The sequence below is a fragment of the Bacillus sp. ISL-41 genome, from assembly GCF_018613235.1.
Lineage (GTDB): Bacteria > Bacillota > Bacilli > Bacillales > Cytobacillaceae > Mesobacillus.
Map to the genome: position 1 here is coordinate 67,469 of NZ_JAGGQP010000027.1, position 16,400 is coordinate 83,868.

A 16,400-nucleotide genomic window follows, 5' to 3' on the forward strand; every position below is an offset into this window, starting at 1 on the left:
TTTTCCTCCTCACTCCACTCTGATCGTTGACTCCGCCTTAATCGTCAAGGATGAAGAAAACAGGCTGGATATAAACGGAGTGAAAAATTGATAAGGATATTCCAACTTCACAGTTATATAGTCACCAGCAACACGTCCCGCTTCTCCAGGAGAAATAGAGATGGCCAGTTTATCAATTTCATTCAGCTGTACATAATCCCTGGCAAAAGCAGTGACTTCGGAATCACTTTTACCGAGACCTCCCACCCTGACGGTTTCCTGGGCTGCCATATGAAGATGGGCATATGAATACATAATCCTTCCGAAATCCAAAATCCCTACCAACAGCAATAAAAGAACCGGCAGAACGAGGGCCGTCTCAACCAGTGATTGCCCCCTCTCATCACGTCTCAAAGCAATCCTCCTCCAGCTGGAAACACAATGGCAGCCAAAGCTCCAATCGCGATGGCCACTCCATATGGATAGGTCGTGTTCAAGGCTTCCTTATCCAGTCCAAGCGGGACTTTCATACCGCTGCGCAACCCGCCCAGGAACATGCCAATCTGCTTCAGCCTATTCAAGGCACCCTTTCTGAAAAACAGGATGATCATCGCCATAATCCCTCCAGCAAGCGCCATATAAACAGCCGCCGTCAATACAAATACAACTCCCTTTAAGCCCCCCACCACCGCAAGCAGTTTCACATCCCCAGCTCCCATCCCTCCGAGCAAATAGGGGATCAGCAAAATAGAGAAACCAACTGCTGTCCCTGCAAGGGCAAAGCCCAGCCCCTGGACTCCATCAATGGCCGAATTCAAAACCAGACCCACCAGTAAAAAAGGAAATAAAACCTTGTTATAAATCTTCCGTTCTCTCAAATCGGTTATGACACAGATAACTATTAAAGTTATCAATAAAAAATCAACAAACATGAATTTACCTCATTTCAGTGAGGAGTTTTAAAAAAGCCTCACGTTTCTCAACGCGAGGCTGTTTATTGGTGTACCTCTGACTACAATTTATAAATAAATGAATAAATGCCTTAGTTAATAGTAAGATTATGGTGTAGTAGGAGTATCATTTCTGCCGGTTACTGCTTTAGTTACCTCTCTAAACATTTCAAGAATCTGTTCACGCAATAAAGCCAACACACCAACAACCGCTACCGCAATAACTCCAAGTACCAAACCGTACTCAGTCATACCTTGTCCTTGTTCTTCTGTGAATAGTGCTTTCATTTTTGCTTTCATTGTTTAAAACCCCTTTTCATTTTATTAGTTTGATAGAATGACCGACTTTCGTTCCGCTATTCCGGATCGTGCCTTCTGGAAGCTCGAAGACGGAATATGCACCTTTGCAGCGCTTTCCCATTTTCGCAGGCTCAAGTTGTTCGTCCGCGCCTACAATTTCATCGTTCTCGTTGATGTAAAGAACATCGATGGAATAGTTCATAAAAAAGGTATGGATGGACCGGCAGGGTTTTATATAGAGACTGTGTCCTTCTGGCAAGCTTTCTGTCAGCATCAACCCTTTGAATCTGCTGAAAAAGGTATCTGCTATTTTTACATCCGCTGCCAATTCTTTGCCGTTCGATTCGTTCACAAGTCTCATTCCGCTTTTCACCTCCGACTGTACAAAAATAACCCCGCCTTTACCGAAAGGGGGGTTCGCTGAATACATATTTCATGTAATTCACCCTGATCTTTCGGTAGCTGGCTGGCTTAGCAATGGTTTGCCGTAGCCCCTTTAGCTTTGCGTCGCTGGTTTTCACCAGGTTTGCCTTTATCGAGAATCAGTGTATATCCGACTGATCTCTTACCCACATCATAATTTGATTCATTCTTCAACAAAATCCATCAAAAATCCTGATTTTTCTAAAAATTTAACCAGGTCTTTTTGCTCAGGAAAAAGAAACTACTTTTCCGATAGATAGGGCTTAAATCATGATTCAGGTGGTTAACAATTTTCAGATGTGAGTAACTAAGCTGAACAGAGCTTTTATTGTGGATAATTAGGCATGTATCGCGACATGTTTTATAGGTATATTGTTTTATTTTCTGTGGATTTTTATGTCTTAGCTAGGTCATAAACCACTGGATTTCTTAAAATAAATATGGATTTTATAATAAATTTGCATTTCTTTTAAAAAACCGTCATGCTAAAAGAGGAAGCAACAACAATGTAATAGAGCGAGCAGGTGAAAAAAATGATTGAAGTTAAAACTTCTGAAATTAGCGATGGTGAATTCAATAGAGGTGTATTCGCAAAGCGTGATATTGCAAAAGGCGAATTGATCCATGAAGCTCCCGTGCTATCCTATCCGAACGACCAGCATGTCCATATCGAGAAAACGGCGCTGGCGGATTATGCCTTTGAATATGGCATTAATCATTCTGCCATCCTTCTCGGATATGGAATGTTATTCAACCACTCATACGAGCCTAACGCAACGTATGAAATCAATTTCGACAATCACACATTTGATTTCTATGCCTATCGTGATATCAGCGCAGGGGAAGAAATTTTCATTAACTATAATGGAGAAGAAGATAATAACGATCCATTATGGTTCAACAAAGAAGAGGATTAACAAGAAAGCGGCTTCCGATTCAGGAAGCCGCTTTTTTTATGTTTCTCTCTCTGCCCTATGTCTCCAAACAATCTAGTTCAACAATCACTGTGGTCCCCTTACCCTCTTCACTTATGATCTTCATTGTTCCATCATGCTCCTGGATGATTTTATTGCTGACCGTCAATCCAAGTCCAATCCCTTTATCTTTTGTCGTATAAAAAGGCGTTCCAAGGTATCGCAGCCGGTCTGATTCGATGCCTGTTCCTTCATCTGAAATGCTTATCTGCACCTTACCCGAACCTTTCATCTGAAGGTCAATATGAATTTTTCCGCCTTCGGGCATGGATTCAATCGCATTTTTCAGGAAGTTTAAAAATACCTGTTTTAGCTGGTGCGGATTGCATGACAGCATCAGATTCTTTTCTGGATAATGAGTGATGATTAGGACATTATGCAACAATGCTTGCGGGTGAATTATTTTGATAGTGCTGTCCAGGATTGACTTCAGGTCTCCCTTTACAAACTTTACCGCCTGCGGCTTTGCAAGTGACATGAACTCATTGACAATCGTATCAATCCTGTCGAGTTCATTCATCATGATAGCCAGGTAATCCTCCTGCTTCTCCTTATCGAGACATGTCTGTAATAATTTCGAGAAACCTTTCAATGAAGTAAGCGGATTGCGGATTTCATGAGCCACTCCTGCTGCCAGCTGTCCGGTGACCGAAAGCCTGTCCAGATTCCGGATGGTGGCGTCCTGTTTGACACGGTCGGTAATATTCCGGCCTACACTGACAAAGGACTCTATCTCTTTTTTCTCATTGTAGATCGGTGAAAAATTATATTCTGTATAGACCGTATTTTGATCACAAGTCGTAAACTTTTTCCGCAATATCTGCGGCTCACCTGTTTCGAGAATTTCCTGGAGTTTTTTATCAAGAATGACATCCTCTTCAGCCGTCAAAAATTCACACAAGCTTTTGCCTACAATTTGCTCTGGCTTCAGACTGATTACTTTTTCATGCGATGGTGAAGCGTACACAATCACTTTATCTTTATTAATCACCTTGATCATGTCAGTCGTATTCTCTGTGATCAATTCGTACAATTCACGTGTTCTATTCAATTCACGCTCCATGTTCACGATTTTGGTGATGTCACGGTAAATCGCTATGATTGCAATGATTTTTCCATGCTTATTCCGGAATGGAGAGTAGGAGACCGCAATATCCAGCATTGATCCGTCTTTATGGAATCGCTGGGTTATCATATTTGTAAAAGCTTCTCCATTCTTAACTTGGGCTATGATTCCTGGAACAAAATCAGGGTTCGAGAACTCATAAAAAGTTCTTCCAATCAAGTCTTCTTCTGTATAGCCGAATATTTCGGTGTACTTTTGGTTGATTCTTAAAAATCGATTCTCCATATCGACAATAGCAAATCCGTCAGCTGTGCAATCCAAAAATAAACTTAGCAGTTCATTAGGATTATAGATTGTTTCATCATCAGTTCCAAATATTGGAAAACTATTACGCATAGAGATCTCTCCAAACTTTTTATGCTTATAGTTCCATTTTACAGAAGATTTAGATATTAAAAAAGAAATATTTGGCTATCATACTATTAAAACTAAAAAACCGCTACCTTTTGAAAGATAGCGGCAGATATTACTTTGAAGTCAGATGGCCGATTGCTTTTGCCACTGCTGATTCCGCCTGGTCGATACAGCCAGGGATGCCCACGCCCTCGAATGACCCGCCGGCAAGGAAGACACCAGGAAGTTCCCGGCTAAGCTGCTTTTTAACCCGACCAATCCTTTCAAGATGCCCGACCGTATATTGCGGCATCGCTTTTCTCCACCTCGTGACGACATGGAAGAGGGGTTTTGCGGTAATATTCATTGTCTTATTCAAATCATTTAATACCAGCTCAACAATCTCCTCATCTGACAAATCAACTGCTTCCTGGTCATCCGGTTTACCGACATAACAGCGGAGTAATGCCATATCATCAGGAGATGTGCCAGGCCATTTCTTGTGCGTCCAGGTACATGCCGTTATCCTAAAATCACTGTTCCTTGAAACGAGGAAGCCCGTTCCATCGATATCTTTCTCGATTGCTGATTTTGGAATGGCCATCGCGACATTTGCCACGGAATTGGACGGCATATCTTTAAACTGTTCCATAAATGCGTATTCGGAAAGCATCCGCTGGGCATGGAAATGATCAGTGGTAATGACGACACTGTCCGCTGCTTCTGCATCTCCAGTTTCGAGCTGGACCTGGTAGGTATCGCCTGTTTTCACTACCTTATTTACAGCTGTACCTTTCATGACCGTGCCCTCTTCCAGTCGGCTTTCAACCCGGTGGATCAACTCTTCAAGGCCCGTTGACAATGAGATGAACATTCCCTTTTTAGAACCAGGCTTTTGGGCCGTTTTCGGAGGCTTTGGCATCGATTTATTCAATCCTATTACCAGGCTGCGATGATTCTGCTCAATTTCATAGAAGTTTGGGAACAAGGACATCAGGCTCAGTTCATCAATATCGCCCGCATAAATACCTGACAATAGCGGATCGATCAAATTGTCGACCACCTCATCACCCAGCCGATGGCGGAAGAAAGCACCAAGTGACTGGTCTGCTTTGGGCGCTCCTTTTGGTAAAATAAAATCCCCCGCTGCACGAAGCTTTCCCAGCGGTGAGAATAATCCTGATAACGCAAACGGAGTTACCTTCGTCGGAATGCCCATGAAGGAACCCTCGGGCATTGTGTGAAGCTTGCCTCTAGCGTAAATATACGACTTCCCGGCTGTGTTGGAAATGATTTTATCCTTGAGGCCAACTTCTTCTATCAATCTCATAGCACTCTTCTTTCTCGCTATGATCGAATCCGGACCTCTTTCAATAACGAATCCATCCCGCTTCTGAGTGCTGATGACACCGCCAAGGCGTTCGCTTGCCTCAATCAATTTCACTTTAATGGGTAATTGCTTTTCCTTGGCTTCCTTTTGGAGATAATAGGCTGTCGCGAGCCCAGTGATCCCGCCGCCAACAACAATGACCTTCTTTTCTTCCATTCCGCTCACCTATTCTTTAGTAATATATTGATTATCCTATAGTTGAATTAACTAGGTATGTGCAGTTTTTAACATATTTAAAGTATAGCACCGGAAATTAAAAGGAAGATGGGAGTTTTTTTACTAAAATGTGAACGAAGAATTGGAAAAAACCATCGATAATTTCCAGTTCGCGGAATTAGGGGTGGATTTCGCGGAATCAAGTGTGTTTTTCGCGGAATTAAGTGGGAGTTTCGCGGAATCAGGTGGGTTTTTCGCAGAAATAAGTTTCTCATTCCCAAAATTTGTATGATTTTACTCTTACTCAAGTCATAAAAGTGCAGAATTTATTGTCTTGACGGTTAAACACCCGTTTAAAATCTACTCCTCCATAAAAAAATCCCGGATTCACCGGGATTTTAAACATTCATGTCTCTTTTTCGATAAAAAAGGTAGGTCACAATTGTGAGGCCGGCCAGCAGCAAGAAGGACAACCCAAGATACACTGACTCGAACCCGCCCTTCTCCAATACCAGCTTCGCATCATAATACTTGAATGGAGTAAGGAATTTCAATCCATCCAGCTTTTCAGTCAAATCAATTGCGATTGACAGAATGAAGAGGATGAGCAGGATTCCTGTTGCCAATGATGTGGCTTTTTTAGCATTTTTCAAAACAGCGGCAATCGCTGTACCGATGACGAGGAAAATCAATTGAAGGATGAGCATTCCAGCCATCAGCAAGGAAATATCCCCGGTCGCGTTCTCACCTTCTGCATATTTCTGGACCATTCCTACAGAGGAAGCGAAGGTCACCGCATTTAAAATCAGAACATTGACCAAAGCTGCCAATAGCTTGGATGTAATCATCCTCATTCTTGAAAGTGGTTTGACCAGCAGGAACTCTACCGTCTTATCCCGTTCTTCCTTGGCGATGATATTCGATCCGAGCATCGCTGCATGAATGGCTCCCATCACGGCTAGATACAAGAAAAGGACTCCATAATAACCGATGGGTGTCGACAAATCGAGCGAACCTGTACCCATGATTGCCTGGAGCGATTTAGGCATGTCGGCCATCAGTGCATTCATTGATTGCCCGGTCCCTTCCAGGCTGGAAAACTTGGCCATGCCCGAAGCGACCATAAAGATGACACCGATGCTCCAAATGATGAGCGACTTGAGATTTGCTTTCATTTCCCTTTTAAAAAGATTCACGATTTTCCCTCCTCCCTAAACGGAATGAACATCCTTTTTACTGTACAAATAATAGCTGGCAATGACCGCAGCTATGATAACCAGCGCCCCGGTTACCAGAAAAGAAGTTTCATAGCCTGCATGCTCCGTGATGTAAGTCGAGTCGAAATAATTGAAGGGTGTTAAGTAACGCAAGGCTTCATCCTCCGTTGTCGAACTAATCATTCCGAGCATAAAGAACCCGAACACAGTACCGAGTGACACCGAGATCACCGATTTTATTTTAGGAAAAATCACTGAAATCACAATTCCCAACGCCATGAATATGAGCTGAAGAAAGAATAGGGATATCGCAATCAGGAATAAGGATTCATTGTTAAAATCGTCCCCAGCCACGATCGATGCCATCATAAATGTTGCCACGATAAAAACGATATTGGTAGTGACGAGGGAAACCAGTGCGGCCAGCAGCTTTGAAGTAACGACCTGCGACCTTGTAACTGGTTTTGTCAGCAGGAAGTCCGCTGTCTTTTCCCGGGATTCCTTGGATAAAATCGTGGTTCCAAGATTCATAGCCTGAATGGCGCCTGCCAGCTTCAGGTACAGGAACGCATACGAGAAAAAACCAATCAATGTCGCAATACTGTCCACCGACAATCCGATCGCTTTTCGCAACTCAACCGGGAAACCTTCGAGCAGCTTCTTGAACTCTTCGGCATCCTTCGAAAAGGAAGGAAACATTGATAAAAACAGCACCACCAGCGCCACCAATGACAGGGTCCATATCAGCGTCGATTTCCGGTATGCCTTCAGTTCATGAAGGAATATATTCATGTTCTATTCCTCCTTTTCATAGTAATGCATGAAGATCTCTTCAAGGTCAGGCTCCTCCACCCAGAGGTTGGCGATCTCGATTTCCGCGATTTTTTTCATGATGGAGTTGATATTACCTTTGAAAAGGAAGCTGATCGTTCCGCTGTCCTGCTCAAGCTGGTTCACACCTTCGATATCAAAAAGACTTTTATCAATTCCGGAATTGGATTCGATTTTGAATTTCTTATATGTGTTTTCTTTTAACGTGCTGATTTTCTCGACAGTGACAATCCGCCCGTGCTTTATGATGGCGACCCTGTCACACAGCCTCTGCACCTCGCTGAGAATATGGGACGAAAACAGGATTGTCGCACCTTTCTTGTTTTCTTTTTCAAGAAGATCAAAGAACTTCTGCTGCATGAGCGGATCAAGCCCGCTCGTCGGTTCGTCAAGGATGATCAGCTTCGGCTCGTGCAGCAGACCCTGGACAATGCCGACTTTTTTCTTGTTTCCAAGTGAAAGGTCATCGATTTTCTTCGTCAGGTCCAGCTCCATGATGTCAGCAAGCTCCTTGATTCGTTTGGTGCAATCCTTTTTGTAAAAGCTTGCCGAATACTTGAGCAGCTCCATGACCTTCATATTGTCATAGTAAAACACTTCAGATGGCAGATAGCCGATATCCTTTTTAATTTCCGGCGCGGCCGTAATGATGTCCTTGCCGAAGATCGTCGCGCTGCCGCTCGTCGGATAAATCAGCGACAGCAGTGTTCGGATCGTCGTCGATTTCCCCGCGCCATTCGGTCCTATGAACCCGAAAATCTCTCCCTCTTTTACATCGAAGCTGACATCCTCAATTCCCCTGGCCTTGCCGTACATTTTCGTCAGATTGTTAATCTCAATCACGTTCATGCCAGACCCTCCCAGATACTTTTCTATTTTATAAACTTTTGTAAAATGCCTTCTTCATCATATCGATATACACTTCTGCTTCTTTGAATGCTTCATCGAAGTTAGGCTTTACAATGTTCAGTCTTTTAGCTTTTTCCAACTCCTGATTACTGAAGCCCTGGAGCGTCCACATGATGATGTTGATCGCTCTTTGGATGTCGACACCGTCCCTGAACCTAGTGATGTCAATATTCTCGAATAGCCGGCTGTAGCTTGCCTGGATTAGTTCGGTATTTGTGTTATTCAATATTTCCTTTACTTCTTCCGCGGTTTCCATTGAAGCTGCAACCGTGAAGTCGAATACTTCCGGATGCTTCGCCATCAGTTTATTTTTCAGGATCATCAGCGTTTTCATCCGTTCAAAAATGTCGGTTTCACTTAGGTTCATTTCATTAAAGAACTCTTCTACCATCACATGTGTAAAGTGATTATAAAGGAACAGATATAATTCTTTCTTGTTTTTAAAATAATGGAATAGCAGGCCTTTTGATATTCCTGCTGATTTAACAATTTCATTCGTAGAGGCATTTTCGTACCCTTTTTGGGCAAACTCCTTGAGAGCAGCGTTGAGAATACGTTTTTGTTTTTCAGGATTCAAGCTTAAGAATTTCGAAGACATCATGACCTCCTTAAAAACTTCTTTATTGACCGAACTGGTCAATATCATTATATTCCTCATTGACCAACCCGGTCAATAGCAATCATGGTATATTTTTCGACAAAAAAAGAGCTGCCCAAATCTCGGCAGCCCCTTCATCCTATCCGATTTTTCGAACCACAGCTCTCACTGGACTGCCGTCACCCTGTTCTAGCGGCAAAGGCAATGCAGCGAGCTCATATTTTCCTGGTTCAATTTTATCTAGTACCAGTCCTTCAAGAATATGAATGCCCTGGTTGTTCAATTCATGATGCGCATTCAGTTCCTTGCTGTCCAATGGATCGACCGATGGCAAATCAAGACCAAGCAATTGCACACCATGTCCAGCAAGATAAGCAGCCAGTTCCGGCTCGATATGTGGAATTGACTCCGGGAAAAATGTCTTATCCTGCCAAGAGTCGGTCCTGATCAACAGACGTTTCACTCCGTTCAGATCCACACCTTGCAGTTCTTTAACTCCGATACTTTCAGGCTTCTCCACATGGATCACAAGAGCAGGTCCAATGTATAAGTTGAAATCCAGCTCGATTACCTTTTTGCCATCGTTTTCGAAATGAAATGGCGCATCGATGTGTGTGCCGGTATGCGTACTCATTTTCACCTGACCGACATTCACGGAGCCGCTTTCTTCCATTCCCCAGCTCACTTCATATTGAAATGGCGTGTCACCCGGCCAAACGGGAATGTTATTATTCAAAACCTGCGAAATATCAATCCAATTTCCCATGCGGTTACCTTCTTTCTTTTTATAACTTCGTGCTAAGCTCAGGGGATTCCCTTATTATAGCTTCGTCCTCAGGCTCCATAGCTCAGGGAAGAATCGGTGGTCGACGACCTTTTTCAAATAGGATACACCGGCAGAGCCGCCTGTTCCGGTTTTGTGGCCGATGATCCGTTCAACTGTACTCATATGATTGAAGCGCCACAACTGCTGCTGGCTGCCGATATCGACAAGCTTTTCAGCAAGCTCATACAGATCCCAATATTGATCCACGTTACGATACACCGTAAGCCATGCTTCCTCAACACTGGCATTTGGTTCGTACGGAGCAGACCAATCACGATTCAGGGCCGCATCATCTATCGGCAAGCCACGCATCGCCATCGCACTGATCGCTGCATCATATATCGACCGTTCATGCAGCGCATCCTCCATTTGTTTATACAGTTGTGGATCATGTTGGTAAACGGACAGTACATGTGCGCTTTTTTGACCAAGAGCAAATTCAATCAATCGGTTCTGATAGGATTGGAATCCTGATGAATGGCCAAGCTTGTCTCGGAACTCCATATATTCAGCCGGAGTCAGCGTCGACAAGACACTCCATGACTGGATCAGCTGCTGCTGGATCCTCGACACCCTTGAGAGCATCTTGAAGCTCGGCTCCAGGTCATTTTTACGAATGCAGTCAATCGCCGCGCTCACTTCATGTAAAATCAGCTTCATCCACAGTTCGCTGGCTTGGTGGATGATGATGAACAGCATTTCATCATGGTGATCCGACAGGCGCTGCTGGCTGGATAAAATTTTATCTAATTGCAAGTAACTGCCATAAGAAAGCTCTTTTGAAAAATCAGTATGAATTTGATGTGTTTTTTGCTCTTCCTTCATTCCCAGTCTCCTCCCCTACGCCACAACTCCGCGCTCATTGCTGAATTTCTCGTATAATTTACTATCCATGATTTCTTTTAAAATCTGGACAGCATTCCAGACGTCAGTGTAAGAAGTATAAAGCGCTACAGGTGCAAGGCGGACGATGTTCGGAGCGCGGAAATCAGGAATAATCCCATTTTCCTTCAAAGCCTTGCAAATCCTTGCTGCTTCTTCATGCTCGAGACTGACATGGCCGCCCCGTCTGTAATCTTCTATTGGACTGCCGATTTTGAAGCCGGCAACGCCAAGCTCCTGCTCAATCAGGTCCATTAGATATTGATTGATCCTCAATGATTTTTCGCGGATATTTTGAATTCCCGCCTCGGCGAACATTTCCAAGGAGCCAAGCAAAGGGGCAAGACTCAATACATGAGGAGTTCCAATCTGGTAGGCCCCCGCATTCTCAGCAGGAGTCAGCACATGCTCCATATCAAACTGTTTGTCTTTTCTCGAACCGAACCAGCCGGCAAGTCCCGGCTTCGCGCCAAAATGCTTAGAATTCACATAAAGACCTGCTACTGCTCCAGGTCCGCCATTCAGATGCTTATAATTGCACCAGTAGGCAAAGTCGACTCCCCAATCAGAGAAGGCATGCGGAATCGCTCCAATGGAATGACAGCCATCGAAACCGATCAGGATACCACGTTCATGAGCAGCTCTTGTCAACCGCTCCATATCAAGTATTTGCCCGCTGCGGTACAGAACAGTCGGCAATACGACAAGTGCAATTTCATCCGTCATCGCCTCAATGATATCGTCCTCATCAAGAAACCTTCCGTCCCTGCTCTTCACCCTGACCAAATGCGTATCCGGATCGTAGCCATGGATTCGCAGCTGGCTTTGCAGTGCATAGATATCGGAAGGAAAATTCAATTCGTCGGCGAGGATCTTTGTTCTCTTGCCTTCCGGCTTGTAAAAGGTGGTGACCAGCTGATGCAGGTTGACTGTTGTGGATCCGCTTACAATAACCTCCTCAGGGGCAGCACCAACAAGCGGAGCAGTCAATTCTCCAAGTTTTTCAGATAAATAGAACCAAGGGTGGCTGCCATCCATCCAGCCATCGATGCCAAGCTCACGCCAGTCAGCCAATGATTCAAGCATTGTCTGTTCCGCCCTCTTTGAAAGAAGACCAAGCGAGTTTCCATCAAGATAAATACGATCAGGTTTCAGGTAAAATTCATCCCGGTAACGGGCCAGTATATCTTCACGGTCAAGCTGTGCGGCAAATTCCGCATCAGGTTCAAAAGAATAAGGCTTCATCATCATCTCTCCCATCCCATTTGCAACTAGAGAAATCGTAACAAAGAACAGAAGCAAGCGTCAACAAAAGGTCTGATAATTCCAAGAAATGTGGAAACGCCGTGGCCAGTTGTTTTATCTGAAAAGAAAAAACAGCCTCCATTAAAGGCTGTTTAAGCAAAACGATAATAAATCAGCACAAAGGTCGACAGAACGAAAATGAAGTTCAAAAAGATAAACACGAACTGGTCGACTCTCGTTTTGTGCAGCTTGATGGGCGGGTTATAGAAGGAAACGCCTTCGATAATGAAGATGATCAGGACGATATGGATCATGAAATGGCCGATGATTTCTGTAAAGCCGAATAACATGGTCGTTAAGATAAAGATGACCGTGACAACAGCCCCTAATACGCGGTTCAAAATACCAACCACCAGCAAGTAGCCGACAACAAATTCAACAAAAGCTGCCATCACGATAAAGGCTGCTGGATCAAACCCGAAAGTAGGTACCTGATGGTTAGCGACGATATCAAGCGCCATCGTAGGGTATACCCATTTTTCAACAGCGACCCAGCATAGGGAAAGCCCCGTCCCCAAATACAAAAACGGAAAGCCGACCTTCTCCAGATTCGTTTTGCCAACAAGCAGCACGCCGATGATTGCAACATAAAAACCGTAATCAAGCATATAGAAAATTCCGTGCTTTACAGTCACCATAACGAATAATATCAATAATATGGCCGCCCCTATTTTTGTTGCAATATGATGCGGCACAAGAAGCAGGCCAATCGTAACCCACGCTAAAATTGTCATCAAGGTGCTGTCCAGGTGGAACTCGGGTGCAAATAAGGTACCGTTTGTAACCTGTATGATCAATGCCAGGGCTGTTCCGTATTTTAATAAGTATCTGGAATATTTACGGAAACTTGAAAGGAAATCATCCCACTTTTTGATTAGCGGCCATTGGGCCATTTTGGGGATGATTAACGTCAGTGACGCGAGAACCACAGCCGCGAGAAGCGCTAGCCCCATAAATAACGGCGATAAAATGTTTTCAATACTTTCTTTCTTAGGCGCCACTTCGGTAAACCATTTCACATTGCATTTGTATAAAAAGGTGTCAGAATAAGTCCGATTATAATAATGATTTGTAATAGTTTTTTCAAGATAAGACCTCCTGGTAATATAAACACTATTGAGATAGTAATAATACTACTGATCCATAAGAATTTAGCATAAGAGTTATGAACATTATGTGAAAAGTTTCACAACTGATGAACTTGGATAGTTTTACATACAAAGTTTGCCCTGCCGCCAAGCTAGTATGCTTTTTTAATCAAGTATTAATGGGTATATTGGTGATAAGGAATAAAAGGATGGTGAAAAAACCTTGGGACGATTGTTTTCACTTCTGATTTTAGGGGGCCTGCTTTATTTTGCATGGCCATTTTTGACGAATGAAAAAGATCTTCAAAATTTAAATAATGAAATAAACAAAATAAAAGAAAGCCCTGAGCTCAGTAAAGCATTGGAAGCGGTCAACAGCGGAATCAATCAGTTATTATGGAAGCTTGATGAGAAGAAGGAAGAATTAACAAAGGATGAACAAAATCTTTTGCCGAAAGTGGCTAAACCGGAGCTGGAGACTCCTTCTGAGAAAACCTTTACCATCCATAATATTGGAATTGGCGAAGCGAAGGGTGAAGTTGAAAAACAGCTTGGCTCTCCTAAAAGGGTTTCCGTGAACGAGTATGGAACCGAGTGGCATGCCTATCACGAGAATTTCCAGAACTTCCTCATGATTTCCTACAACAAAGATGGGGTTGTAAATGCTTTGTATACAAACCAGGATTTAATCGCCGCCAAAAACGGCATCAAGTATGGCGCTTCGAAGGAAACAGTGCGTCAGACGCTTGGTGAACCACTTGGCGAAATCAGGAAGGGGCTTGTCTATTACCAGTTCCAACAGGACCAGGACTATGATGTCTATCATTTGGACGACAGTTATGTGACGGTGTTTTATGATAAACATAGAAATAATAGTGTCGCTGCAATCCAGATTGTCAGCGAAAAATTGGAACAAAGCAAGGCAGGCTTTTATACTGAAGCAAGTGAGTCATTGAAGGAGGGTTTTGAATATCAGCTCTTCGATTTGACTAATGCTTCGAGGCGTGCTCACGGGTTGGGTGTTCTTGAGTGGGACGATCAGGTTCGGGTAACTGCCCGCAAGCACAGCGCCGATATGGCGGAAAACTCGTTTTTCAGCCACACGAACCCTGAAGGACAATCGCCTTTTGACAGAATGGAAGAGGATGATATTGCGTTTTCCGTCGCCGGAGAGAATCTCGCGTATGGACAATTCAGCAGCATTTTCGCCCACGAAGGCTTGATGAACTCGCTTGGCCACCGCGAAAATATCCTTAAGTCGGACTTCAAACTGCTCGGAGTCGGTGTCGCTTTCGGCCCGAAGCATGAGCCTTATTTTACCGAGAATTTTTATTCGAAGCGGATCTTTTAAACCGAGTCAGATTGGCTCGGTTTTCTTTTTTATTTCCGGAAAAAAATTGGGGATTATTTCCAGTTCGCTATAAAAAGTTTGAAAGTCGCTATATAAATTATACACTCGCTTTAAAAATAGAAAAGTCGCTATAAAATCAGAAAATCTCTATCCCAAAGAGAAATTTCACTATATAAAATCAGTATTTTCTCTCTATAACTAAAAGTTATGCTATAAAATCGGCTGCCCCCTTGTTAACAGCATGATTTTTTCAAAAAATGCATCTCATTTCATGCCTTTTTCTTCATAGAAAAATTTTATTGGCATTTTCACAACTTTATTGGCGATTTCCACTAACTTATTGGCGAAAATCAAATTTTATTGGCGAGTTGGAAATTTCGGACGTTTTTTTCCAGTTCGTGCAAGGGCGGACGCAGCTCAATCCTACCGCAGCTGCAGCATCAGACAAGATCAAGTCATGAAAAAACCGCTCAATCGTCATCAGACGATCAAGCGGATTTCCACTATTATTTACTTCACACGAGGGAACCCAAAGCCTGATGCATAGTCATCACCAGAAGCTGCTCCTGATCCGCCAAGGATATCATTCGCTTTTGCGCGGTTTTGAAGTTCCGCACGAAGTTGGGTATGGCTCATGCCTGGATTTTCAGCCCAAATCTTTGCTGCCAATCCGGATACGTGCGGAGTGGCCATAGATGTTCCGCTGATTGTGTTATAAGAACCGTCATACCATGTGGATTCAATCGCTCTCCCTGGTGCGGATACTTCCACATCGAGCTCACCGATCACATAGTCACCGTCAGTTAGCGGGTTACCGCGGGATGAGAAGTCTGCGACACGGTATGTACCGTTTTGCTGAACATCCTCTAAAGCGGCAACAGCTACTGCATTTGTTAAGGCACCTGGATAACCAATTGTATTGGCATTCGGTCCGCTGTTACCAGCAGCTGCAACCACGAGGACACCTTTTCCATAAGCATAGTCAACTGCATCAGCAATCATTGCGCTCTTGCTGCTTGATCCCAGTGACATAGAAATGACTACCTTCGAGCCTGTACGCGCCGCTTCGTCTGCAGCATGCCTGATTGCTCCGGCGATATCATCCGAATAGCCTGAGCCTCTGTCATTCAAAACTTTATATGCCCAAAGGTCGGCTTCCGGTGCCACTCCGTAAATTCCCAAACCTGTGCCTCCATGAGCAAGGACTGTTCCGGCAACATGGGTTCCGTGGCCATTTTTATCGGAACATGAATTATTGACAATCGGTGATTTACGCTGTGTGAAATCCTTACATTGTTCATCGCTGCCAGCTAAATCAGCATGGTTAACATTGACGCCGGTATCGAGGACGGCTACCTTGACGCCAGCTCCGCCAGAAGTGGCCTGAAGATTGTTATCGTTATAGATTGCTTCCATTCCCCATGGAGTTTGATCAGTTGGTGCTGCCTGTGCGCCAGAACCCGGCTTGGCTTCCAGCTGTACCTGGGAAACTGTTTCTACTTGTAGATTCTTATTTTTCAATAGTGCCTGGTATTGCTTGGCAGTGACTGTTGTTGTAAAACCTTTCGCTCCAAAATCCCATCTCTTGCCGTACTGATCTTTTGCCTTAGCCTTTTCAGCTGCAGGACCCTGGACCAAAACCCGATATGTATCCTGTGCCTCTGGTGCCTGGCCAAATGCCCCAGCCGTAAACATAGATAGACCCATTGTCATGCTTAGTAGTGCTGCTCCTAGTGCTTTTCTTTTTTTCATTCAACCACTC

The 16,400-nt window shown here is 43.8% G+C and carries 17 protein-coding genes and 1 riboswitch; of the genes, 2 read left to right on the forward strand and 15 right to left on the reverse strand.

Annotated features, from left to right (window positions below; translation table 11 throughout):
• Positions 1-9: 9 nt before the first annotated feature.
• From J7I80_RS13165 to J7I80_RS13180, 4 genes are all read right to left on the reverse strand, one after another.
• Entirely contained in the window at positions 10-393 is a 384-nt protein-coding gene (locus J7I80_RS13165) for a TadE/TadG family type IV pilus assembly protein (protein ID WP_214738811.1), read from the reverse strand.
• On the reverse strand, positions 390-911 hold the full coding sequence (locus J7I80_RS13170) for an A24 family peptidase (RefSeq protein ID WP_214738812.1): 522 nt from the start codon (positions 909-911) through the stop codon (positions 390-392). Before J7I80_RS13170 ends, J7I80_RS13165 begins: the two co-directional genes overlap by 4 nt.
• A 126-nt stretch (positions 912-1,037) precedes the next feature.
• Positions 1,038-1,229, reverse strand: coding sequence for a Flp family type IVb pilin (locus J7I80_RS13175; protein WP_214738813.1), 192 nt, complete (start codon positions 1,227-1,229; stop codon positions 1,038-1,040).
• Between the two features lie 16 nt (positions 1,230-1,245).
• Positions 1,246-1,590, reverse strand: coding sequence for a DUF192 domain-containing protein (locus tag J7I80_RS13180; RefSeq protein ID WP_192472188.1), 345 nt, complete (start codon positions 1,588-1,590; stop codon positions 1,246-1,248).
• Positions 1,591-1,683: 93 nt separating this feature from the next.
• Positions 1,684-1,770: riboswitch (cyclic di-GMP riboswitch) on the reverse strand.
• A gap of 415 nt (positions 1,771-2,185) precedes the next feature.
• Here J7I80_RS13180 and J7I80_RS13185 point away from each other — a divergent pair.
• The gene (locus tag J7I80_RS13185) at positions 2,186-2,569 is read left to right on the forward strand and encodes an SET domain-containing protein (RefSeq protein ID WP_214738814.1); all 384 of its coding nucleotides are present in this window, start codon (positions 2,186-2,188) and stop codon (positions 2,567-2,569) included.
• Positions 2,570-2,624: 55 nt separating this feature from the next.
• On the opposite strand, the gene J7I80_RS13190 is transcribed toward J7I80_RS13185, so the two are convergent.
• The 10 genes from J7I80_RS13190 to J7I80_RS13235 all read right to left on the reverse strand — a co-directional run bounded on the left by J7I80_RS13190 (position 2,625) and on the right by J7I80_RS13235 (position 13,200).
• Positions 2,625-4,088, reverse strand: coding sequence for a PAS domain-containing sensor histidine kinase (locus J7I80_RS13190; RefSeq protein ID WP_214738815.1), 1,464 nt, complete (start codon positions 4,086-4,088; stop codon positions 2,625-2,627).
• Positions 4,089-4,218: 130 nt separating this feature from the next.
• Positions 4,219-5,631, reverse strand: coding sequence for a protoporphyrinogen oxidase (gene hemY, locus J7I80_RS13195; protein ID WP_214738816.1), 1,413 nt, complete (start codon positions 5,629-5,631; stop codon positions 4,219-4,221).
• A 398-nt stretch (positions 5,632-6,029) separates the two neighbouring features.
• Positions 6,030-6,827 (reverse strand): ABC transporter permease subunit, encoded by a 798-nt coding sequence (locus J7I80_RS13200; RefSeq protein WP_214738817.1) that lies wholly within the window; start codon positions 6,825-6,827, stop codon positions 6,030-6,032.
• A gap of 15 nt (positions 6,828-6,842) precedes the next feature.
• Positions 6,843-7,640: an ABC transporter permease subunit gene (locus tag J7I80_RS13205; protein ID WP_214738818.1), complete on the reverse strand. Its 798-nt coding sequence runs from the start codon at positions 7,638-7,640 to the stop codon at positions 6,843-6,845.
• A 3-nt stretch (positions 7,641-7,643) separates the two neighbouring features.
• Positions 7,644-8,528, reverse strand: a complete 885-nt coding sequence (locus tag J7I80_RS13210; RefSeq protein ID WP_214738819.1) for an ABC transporter ATP-binding protein — start codon at positions 8,526-8,528, stop codon at positions 7,644-7,646.
• A gap of 28 nt (positions 8,529-8,556) precedes the next feature.
• Entirely contained in the window at positions 8,557-9,186 is a 630-nt protein-coding gene (locus J7I80_RS13215; RefSeq protein ID WP_214738820.1) for a TetR/AcrR family transcriptional regulator, read from the reverse strand.
• Positions 9,187-9,325: 139 nt separating this feature from the next.
• Positions 9,326-9,952, reverse strand: coding sequence for an arylformamidase (kynB, locus tag J7I80_RS13220; protein WP_214738821.1), 627 nt, complete (start codon positions 9,950-9,952; stop codon positions 9,326-9,328).
• A gap of 54 nt (positions 9,953-10,006) precedes the next feature.
• Positions 10,007-10,837 (reverse strand): tryptophan 2,3-dioxygenase, encoded by an 831-nt coding sequence (gene kynA, locus J7I80_RS13225; RefSeq protein WP_214738822.1) that lies wholly within the window; start codon positions 10,835-10,837, stop codon positions 10,007-10,009.
• A 15-nt stretch (positions 10,838-10,852) separates the two neighbouring features.
• A complete protein-coding gene (gene kynU, locus J7I80_RS13230; RefSeq protein WP_214738823.1) occupies positions 10,853-12,139 on the reverse strand; it encodes a kynureninase in 1,287 nt (428 codons plus the stop codon).
• A 152-nt stretch (positions 12,140-12,291) separates the two neighbouring features.
• Complete coding sequence (locus J7I80_RS13235) at positions 12,292-13,200, reverse strand: hypothetical protein (RefSeq protein ID WP_251027751.1); 909 nt, start codon at positions 13,198-13,200, stop codon at positions 12,292-12,294.
• A gap of 310 nt (positions 13,201-13,510) precedes the next feature.
• Between J7I80_RS13235 and J7I80_RS13240 the strand changes: the two genes are divergently transcribed.
• Positions 13,511-14,638: a CAP domain-containing protein gene (locus J7I80_RS13240; protein ID WP_214738824.1), complete on the forward strand. Its 1,128-nt coding sequence runs from the start codon at positions 13,511-13,513 to the stop codon at positions 14,636-14,638.
• 510 nt (positions 14,639-15,148) lie between these two features.
• Here J7I80_RS13240 and J7I80_RS13245 read toward each other — a convergent pair.
• Positions 15,149-16,390, reverse strand: a complete 1,242-nt coding sequence (locus J7I80_RS13245; RefSeq protein ID WP_214738825.1) for a S8 family peptidase — start codon at positions 16,388-16,390, stop codon at positions 15,149-15,151.
• Positions 16,391-16,400 lie beyond the last annotated feature (10 nt).